A 7,374-nucleotide genomic window follows, 5' to 3' on the forward strand; every position below is an offset into this window, starting at 1 on the left:
TGGCGCTAGCCGAACCGCTGGTGGGCAGGTCTCGGATATGGCCGATACTCGACTTCACCACGTACTCGTTACCCAAGTACTTGTTGATGGTCTTGGCCTTAGCCGGGGATTCCACAATGACCAGCGATTTGCCCATGGATCAGAAAATTCCTGAATTCTAGAAGTGAAAGGCGGTTCGCGCCTGACGCGGCACCGCTATATATAGTGGCAACAAGGTGAGGTCAAGCGCAGCGGGGTGCGCGACGTCATCTTAGCCGCCGGTAAAAAGGCTGGGTTCAGCCTGGATCAGTGTGAAGCGCGGAACCTGCTCGCCCTCAACAGTGACGTTTTCCAGAAACATGCTCAGTGGGCGCACCCAAAAACCATAGTCGCCATACAAGGACTGGTAAAACACAACCCATTCTTCGGTTTCAGAATGGCGAGCCGTATTAAAGACCCGATAGTGCGGCCCCTTATAGTGCTGATAAAGCCCAGGTTTTAGCGACATAGTGCGGCACCCTGCAAATAAAAAAATAAAAAAGTCCAAAAAACAAAAACCGGGGCACATGGCCCCGGCTTCCATCAACGCAACGCTTAGACGCGTTCGAAGACGGTGGCAATGCCCTGGCCAAGACCAATGCACATGGTGGACAACCCAAAGGTGCCGCCATTCTGCTTCATTACATTGAGCAGGGTGCCGGAGATACGAGCACCCGAGCATCCAAATGGATGGCCCAGAGCGATGGCACCGCCGTGCAGGTTAACCTTCTCATCCATCTTGTCGAGTACTTTCAAATCTTTCAGTACTGGCAAGGCCTGTGCGGCGAACGCTTCATTCAACTCAATGAAGTCGATATCGGCCATATTCAAGCCCGCCCGCTTCAAAGCTTTTTGTGTGGCCGGTACTGGACCATAGCCCATGATTGCCGGGTCGACACCGGCAACAGCCATCGAGCGAATCACGGCCAGCGGCTCCAGCCCCAGATCCTTGGCGCGCTGTGCCGACATTACGATCATGCACGAAGCGCCATCGGTAATTTGCGATGACGTTCCCGCCGTCACGGTACCGCCTTTAGGGTTGAAGGCCGGTTTCAAGGCAGCCAGACTTTCCAGGGTCGTTTCCGGACGGATAGTCTCATCGTAGTCGAAAACTTTCAGGAAGCCTTTATCGTCATACCCTTGCATCGGGATGATCTCGTCCTTGAACTTGCCTTCCACGGTCGCCTTCCAGGCCAACTGATGTGAGCGCACGCCAAAGGCATCTTGCTGTTCGCGGGTGATGCCATGCATTTTGCCCAGCATTTCAGCCGTCAGGCCCATCATGCCCGAGGCCTTGGCCGCGTACAGCGACATGTGCGGGTTAGGGTCAACACCGTGCATCATGCTCACGTGTCCCATATGCTCGACGCCGCCCACGACGAACACGTCACCGTTACCGGTCATGATCGCTTGCGCCGCCGTGTGCAAGGCACTCATGGACGAGCCGCACAAGCGGCTAACGGTCTGTGCTGCCGAGGTGTGCGGGATCTGGGTCATCAACGACGCCATGCGCGCAATGTTCCAGCCCTGTTCCAGGGTCTGGTTCACACAGCCCCAGATCACATCTTCCACTTCAGCCGGGTCAACCTTGCCGTTGCGCTCCAGTACTTTGCTGATGAGGTACGCAGACATGTCTTCAGCACGGGTGTTGCGGTGCATGCCACCCTTGGAGCGGCCCATCGGGGTGCGACCGAAGTCAACAATCACCACGTCTCTAGGATTCAAGCTCATAATTTCACTCTCACTCTAATGGGGCGCTTAACCGAAGAAGCTCTGGCCGTTTTTGGCCATTTCACGCAGCTTCGCAGTCGGGTGGTACAGCGCGCCCAGTTCAGCGTACTGATCCGCCAGGGCCACGAACGCTGCCACACCGATCGAGTCGATGTAACGCAGCGCACCGCCACGGAACGGCGGGAAGCCAATGCCGTACACCAGGCCCATATCGGCCTCGGCCGCGGTCTCTACGATGCCGTCTTCCAGGCAGCGCACGGTCTCAAGGCACAACGGAATCATCATCCAGTTGATGATGTCTTCGTCAGTCACCTCACGCTGCTCGTAGACAACCGGCTTAAGCACTTCAAGTACGCTGGAATCCACGACTTTTTTCTGCTTGCCACGCTTGTCTTCTTCGTAGGCGTAGAAGCCCTTGCCGTTCTTCTGGCCCAGGCGCTTGGCGTCATACAGCGCATCAATGGCGGAACGCTGATCGTCTTTCATGCGATCAGGGAAGCCTTCAGCCATAACATCACGACCGTGATGGCCCGTGTCGATGCCAACCACGTCCATCAGATAGGCCGGGCCCATTGGCCAGCCGAATTTTTCCATGACCTTGTCGATGCGCACGAAGTCCACACCGGCACTGACCAGTTTGGCGAAACCGCCGAAGTACGGAAACAGTACGCGGTTGACCAAAAAGCCCGGGCAATCGTTAACGACAATCGGGTTCTTGCCCATTTTCTTCGCGTAGGCAACGGTTGTTGCAACGGCCAGTTCGCTGGACTTCTCGCCCCGAATGACCTCAACCAGCGGCATCATGTGCACCGGGTTGAAGAAGTGCATGCCGACGAAGTTTTCCGGACGCTTGAGGGCTTTGGCCAGCAGGCTGATGGAAATGGTCGAGGTGTTGGACGCCAGGATGGCGTCTTCGCGGACGTGGTTTTCCACCTCTGCCAACACGGCTTGCTTGACCTTCGGGTTCTCGACAACGGCTTCGACCACCAGGTCAACATTGCCAAAATCACCGTAGGACAAGGTCGGGCGAATGCCGTTAAGCACTTCAGCCATTTTCGCTGGGGTCATGCGACCTTTATCAACGCGGCCAACCAGCAGCTTGGCGGCTTCTGCCAGGCCTTGCTCAATGCCGTGCTCGTTGATGTCTTTCATCAGGATCGGCGTGCCTTTTGAGGCCGACTGATAGGCAATCCCGCCACCCATGATGCCTGCGCCGAGAACGGCAGCCTGCTTCACGTCCTTGGCGACCTTGTCGTAGACCTTGGCTTTCTTTTTCAGCTCCTGATCATTCAGGAACAGGCCGATCAAACACTGCGAAGCCGACGTTTTGGCGAGCTTGGCGAAGCCCGCTGCTTCAACTTCCAGCGCCTTGTCACGTCCAAAGTTGGCGGCTTTCTGGATGGTCTTGATCGCTTCGACCGGTGCCGGGTAGTTCGGGCCCGCCTGGCCTGCCACGAAACCCTTGGCGGTTTCGAAAGCCATCATTTGTTCAATCGCGTTCAGCTTGAGCTTATCAAGCTTCGGCTGGCGCTTGGCCTTGAAGTCCAGTTCGCCGCTGATGGCACGCTTGACCAGGTCCAACGCCGCTGCGCCCAGCTCATTGGCAGGCACCACAGCATCAACGACACCGACTTTCAGCGCGTCTTCAGCCCGGTTTTCTTTACCGGAAGCGATCCACTCGATCGCGTTATCAGCGCCGATCAGACGAGGCAAGCGTACGGTACCGCCGAAGCCCGGGTAGATGCCCAGCTTGACTTCAGGCAAACCGATTTTGGCGCTGTCGGCCATGACGCGGAAGTCCGCGGCCAGGCACATTTCCAGACCACCGCCCAACGCGATGCCATTGATGGCAGCAACCGTCGGCACAGCGAGGTCTTCGAAATCACTGAAGATTCTGTTGGCTTCGAGGTTGCCAGCGATCAGCTCGGCATCCGGCAACTTGAAGTTTTCGACGAACTCGGTGATGTCTGCGCCGACGATAAAGACGTCTTTACCGCTGGAAACAATGACACCCTTGACCGAAGCATCTGCCTTGATCGCGTCAACGGCCTGACGCAATTCGTTCAGGGTTAGACGGTTGAACTTGTTGACGGACTCACCCTTGAGGTCGAACTTCAGTTCGACGATGCCACTTTCAAGAGCCGTAACCGTGATGGCTTTACCTTCGTAAATCATCAACTGATCTCCAGGATATGGAAGCTGAACAGTACACATCGGACGCTGGTGTCTGACTGGCAGTGGGTATTGCGCCACTGCTAACGCCAACTCACCAGGCACACCCGCCGATGCGATAATCGGGCTCATGCGAGTGTTGCCTACACGGCAAACACCCGATTCATACGCCCGTTTGATTTGGGTGTCGACACATTCAGGGAAAAGACCACGATTGTCAATTGTCCAAAACAACCATGACAAAACGACTCACCGGTCAGATTTAACACCCGCAGAAGAGTAGACAAGGATAGACAGCGTTTTACGGCAGGGCAGCCCACTTTAATCGCTGATGATGTAACCACTGGTGGTGCGAGCCCAGGGCCGTCGCCGGGGGCGCTGCGCACCCCATCGCAGCCTCGGGCCTCGTCAGCGACTACAAGAACGCGGCTTACGCCAGTGCTTTAAGCACTTGATCAATGGCTTGCAGGACTTGCGGTTCGCCCTTCTCACCCCAGTACAAGGCAATCATCTGTGGCCCGGCTTCCACTTTGTACACGTTCGCCGGCAATGTGCTGAATTGAGTCAGCAAGCGCTCATCGACGCAAGCTTCACGCCATTGATTGACCCATAGTCCCGGCGCCGATTGCCAATAGCACCATACATCTGGCTTAGTGCTGCGCCGCGGTCGATGAAACTGCGCACAGGAACCCGGCGGCTCCGGCTCAAGCCAATGTGGCCACTCCTGGGAAGTCAGCTGCATGGCCAACCCCATGCGCCGCGCTTCCATACGCAATGCCATGCGTCCGCTCTGACGACGCGAAGGCCGTAGCCAGGCCAAAGGGCTCAAAATCAGCGCCAGGATTGACACCACTATCCATACCGTCATATCTGTACTCATATTAACTGTATTAACGAGTTGACCCCGATCCAGACTTAGCCTCTACAAAGGGGCCATACTCACAACAAATTGCCACCTACAGGAGCGCCTCCCATGCCCTACGAACATATTTTGGTCGCTGTCGACCTGACCGAAGAATGTGACCCAGTCATCAAACGCGCCAATGAAAGCGCTACAGCCAACGGTGCCAAACTGTCGCTGGTACATATCGTTGAGCCCATGGCAATGGCATTCGGCGGAGACGTTCCTATGGACCTCTCTCAACTGCAACAACAACAGTTTGACCAGGCCAAGGAGCGCCTTGAGCGCCTGATCGCAAAATACCCATCCCTGATAAAAGAACGATGCCACCTGACTTACGGCCAGCCCCGTCAGGAAATCCATCACCTAGCCAAAGAGCAACAATGCGACCTGATCGTGGTCGGCAGCCATGGCCGCCACGGCCTGGCGCTGCTGCTGGGTTCGACCGCCAATGACGTTCTGCACGGCGCACCTTGTGACGTTCTCGCCGTAAGACTGGTCAAGTCCAGCTCATAAAACATCAGCACGACAGCAAAAAGCCCGGCCTTTTCAATTAAAAGGCCGGGCTTTTTTGTTCAGCACGTGATCAATCAGGCATCCAGCTCAGCCCAACGCTCGACCAACTGCTCAAGCTCGTTTTGCAGCTTTTCCAGCTTGGCAATCACTTCCGCCGTTTGCGCCGCAGGGCGCTGGTAAAAGCCTGCATCGGCCATTTCAGCCTCAACCGCAGCAATGGCTTGCTCCTTGGCATCGATCTCGCCCGGCAATGCTTCAAGCTCACGCTGCAATTTGTAGCTGAGTTTCTTTTTCGCCGCCGGTGCCGGTGCAGCCGCCGCCTGGGCCGGTGCGGCCGTGACCACGGCCGAGTTGAGGTCAGCCTTGCCGGATTTGCTCTCGGTCACGCCCAACAAGCGCGGCGAGCCGCCTTGACGCAGCCAGTCCTGATAGCCACCGACGTACTCACGCACCTTGCCTTCACCTTCGAAGACCAGCGTGCTGGTGACCACGTTATCGAGGAATGCCCGGTCGTGGCTAACCATCAGCACAGTGCCCTGGAAGGTCAGCAAGACCTCTTCGAGCAATTCCAGGGTTTCAACATCCAGGTCGTTGGTCGGCTCATCGAGCACCAGCAGGTTGGCCGGCTTGCTGAACAGTTTGGCCAGCAACAAACGCGCTCGCTCACCGCCCGACAGTGCCTTGACCGGCGTGCGTGCACGCTGCGGGCTGAACAGGAAGTCACCCAGATAGCTCAGTACATGGCGGCTCTGGCCGTCGATATCGATGAAGTCGCGGCCTTCGGCCACGTTGTCGATGACGGTTTTTTCCAGATCCAGCTGATGGCGCAACTGGTCGAAGTAGGCCACGTCGATACGCGTCCCCTCTTCCACGGAGCCATTGGTCGGCTGCAGGCCGCCCAGCATCAGCTTCAGCAAGGTGGTTTTACCGGTACCGTTGGCACCCAGCAGACCGATACGGTCGCCACGTTGCAGCACCATCGAGAAGTCCTTGATCAGGAACGGCCCCTCAGGGTGAGCAAAGCTGACATTTTCCAGCACCATCACTTGCTTGCCAGACTTGTCCGCGGTGTCGAGCAGGATATTCGCCTTGCCGGTGCGCTCACGGCGCTCGCTGCGCTCTACACGCAGCGCCTTCAGGGCGCGAACCCGGCCTTCGTTGCGGGTACGACGGGCCTTGATGCCCTGACGGATCCAGACTTCTTCCTGGGCCAGGCGCTTGTCGAACAGGGCGTTGGCGGTTTCTTCGGCCGCCAGGGTGGCTTCCTTGTGGACCAGGAAGCTGGCGTAGTCGCCGTTCCAGTCGATCAGGCCGCCACGGTCCAGCTCCAGAATCCGGGTGGCCAGGTTCTGCAAGAATGAACGGTCGTGGGTAATAAACAGAACGGCGCCCTGGAAATCCTTGAGCGCTTCTTCCAGCCAGGCAATGGCACCGATGTCCAGGTGGTTGGTCGGTTCGTCGAGCAGCAGCAGGTCCGGCTCGGACACCAGGGCTTGCGCCAGCAGGACGCGACGACGCCAGCCACCGGACAACTGGGCCAAGGTTTTATCGGCAGGCAATTGCAGACGGCTCAGGGTGCTGTCGACCAATTGCTGCAAGCGCCAGCCATCACGGGCTTCGAGGTCTTGCTGGACATGCATCAGTTTGTCCAGGTCGGCATCGGTGACGATGTTCTGGCTCAGGTGATGATATTGAGCAAGCAGCTCACCCACACCGTCCAGGCCTTCGGCCACCACGTCGAACACAGTCCGCTCGTCGGCTACCGGCAACTCTTGCGGCAACTCGCCAATCTTGAGGCCGGGTGCGCGCCAGACAGCGCCGTCATCGGGTTTCTGATCACCTTTGACCAGCTTCATCATGCTGGACTTACCGGTGCCGTTTCGGCCGATGATGCACACCCGCTCTCCACGGGCGATCTGCCAGGACACCTTGTCCAACAACGGCGTAGAGCCGAAAGCAAGGGACACATCGCTGAATTTGAGCAGGGTCATGAGCTTCTCCAAAAACTGGGCGCGCATTCTACCTGATTTGAGCCC

At 57.4% G+C, this 7,374-nt stretch carries 7 protein-coding genes; 1 reads left to right on the forward strand and 6 read right to left on the reverse strand.

Going from position 1 to position 7,374, the window contains the following annotated elements; genetic code table 11:
- From Q1W15_RS19765 to Q1W15_RS19785, 5 genes are all read right to left on the reverse strand, one after another.
- A partial coding sequence (locus tag Q1W15_RS19765; RefSeq protein WP_300731185.1) for a toprim domain-containing protein occupies positions 1–136 on the reverse strand: 136 nt, incomplete at its 3' end.
- 114 nt (positions 137–250) lie between these two features.
- Entirely contained in the window at positions 251–487 is a 237-nt protein-coding gene (locus Q1W15_RS19770; protein WP_300731175.1) for a DUF1653 domain-containing protein, read from the reverse strand.
- Positions 488–573: 86 nt separating this feature from the next.
- Positions 574–1,749, reverse strand: a complete 1,176-nt coding sequence (fadA, locus tag Q1W15_RS19775; RefSeq protein ID WP_300731177.1) for an acetyl-CoA C-acyltransferase FadA — start codon at positions 1,747–1,749, stop codon at positions 574–576.
- Between the two features lie 27 nt (positions 1,750–1,776).
- The gene (gene fadB / locus Q1W15_RS19780; RefSeq protein WP_300731179.1) at positions 1,777–3,924 is read right to left on the reverse strand and encodes a fatty acid oxidation complex subunit alpha FadB; all 2,148 of its coding nucleotides are present in this window, start codon (positions 3,922–3,924) and stop codon (positions 1,777–1,779) included.
- 427 nt (positions 3,925–4,351) lie between these two features.
- Entirely contained in the window at positions 4,352–4,789 is a 438-nt protein-coding gene (locus Q1W15_RS19785; RefSeq protein ID WP_300731181.1) for a hypothetical protein, read from the reverse strand.
- A 105-nt stretch (positions 4,790–4,894) separates the two neighbouring features.
- On the opposite strand from Q1W15_RS19785, the gene Q1W15_RS19790 reads away from it, so the two are divergent.
- Positions 4,895–5,338: a universal stress protein gene (locus Q1W15_RS19790; protein ID WP_300731183.1), complete on the forward strand. Its 444-nt coding sequence runs from the start codon at positions 4,895–4,897 to the stop codon at positions 5,336–5,338.
- A gap of 74 nt (positions 5,339–5,412) precedes the next feature.
- Here Q1W15_RS19790 and Q1W15_RS19795 read toward each other — a convergent pair whose 3' ends face one another.
- Complete coding sequence (locus Q1W15_RS19795; RefSeq protein WP_300731187.1) at positions 5,413–7,329, reverse strand: ATP-binding cassette domain-containing protein; 1,917 nt, start codon at positions 7,327–7,329, stop codon at positions 5,413–5,415.
- Positions 7,330–7,374 lie beyond the last annotated feature (45 nt).

This window comes from Pseudomonas sp., assembly GCF_030150285.1.
In the GTDB taxonomy this organism is placed as follows: Bacteria; Pseudomonadota; Gammaproteobacteria; order Pseudomonadales; family Pseudomonadaceae; genus Aquipseudomonas.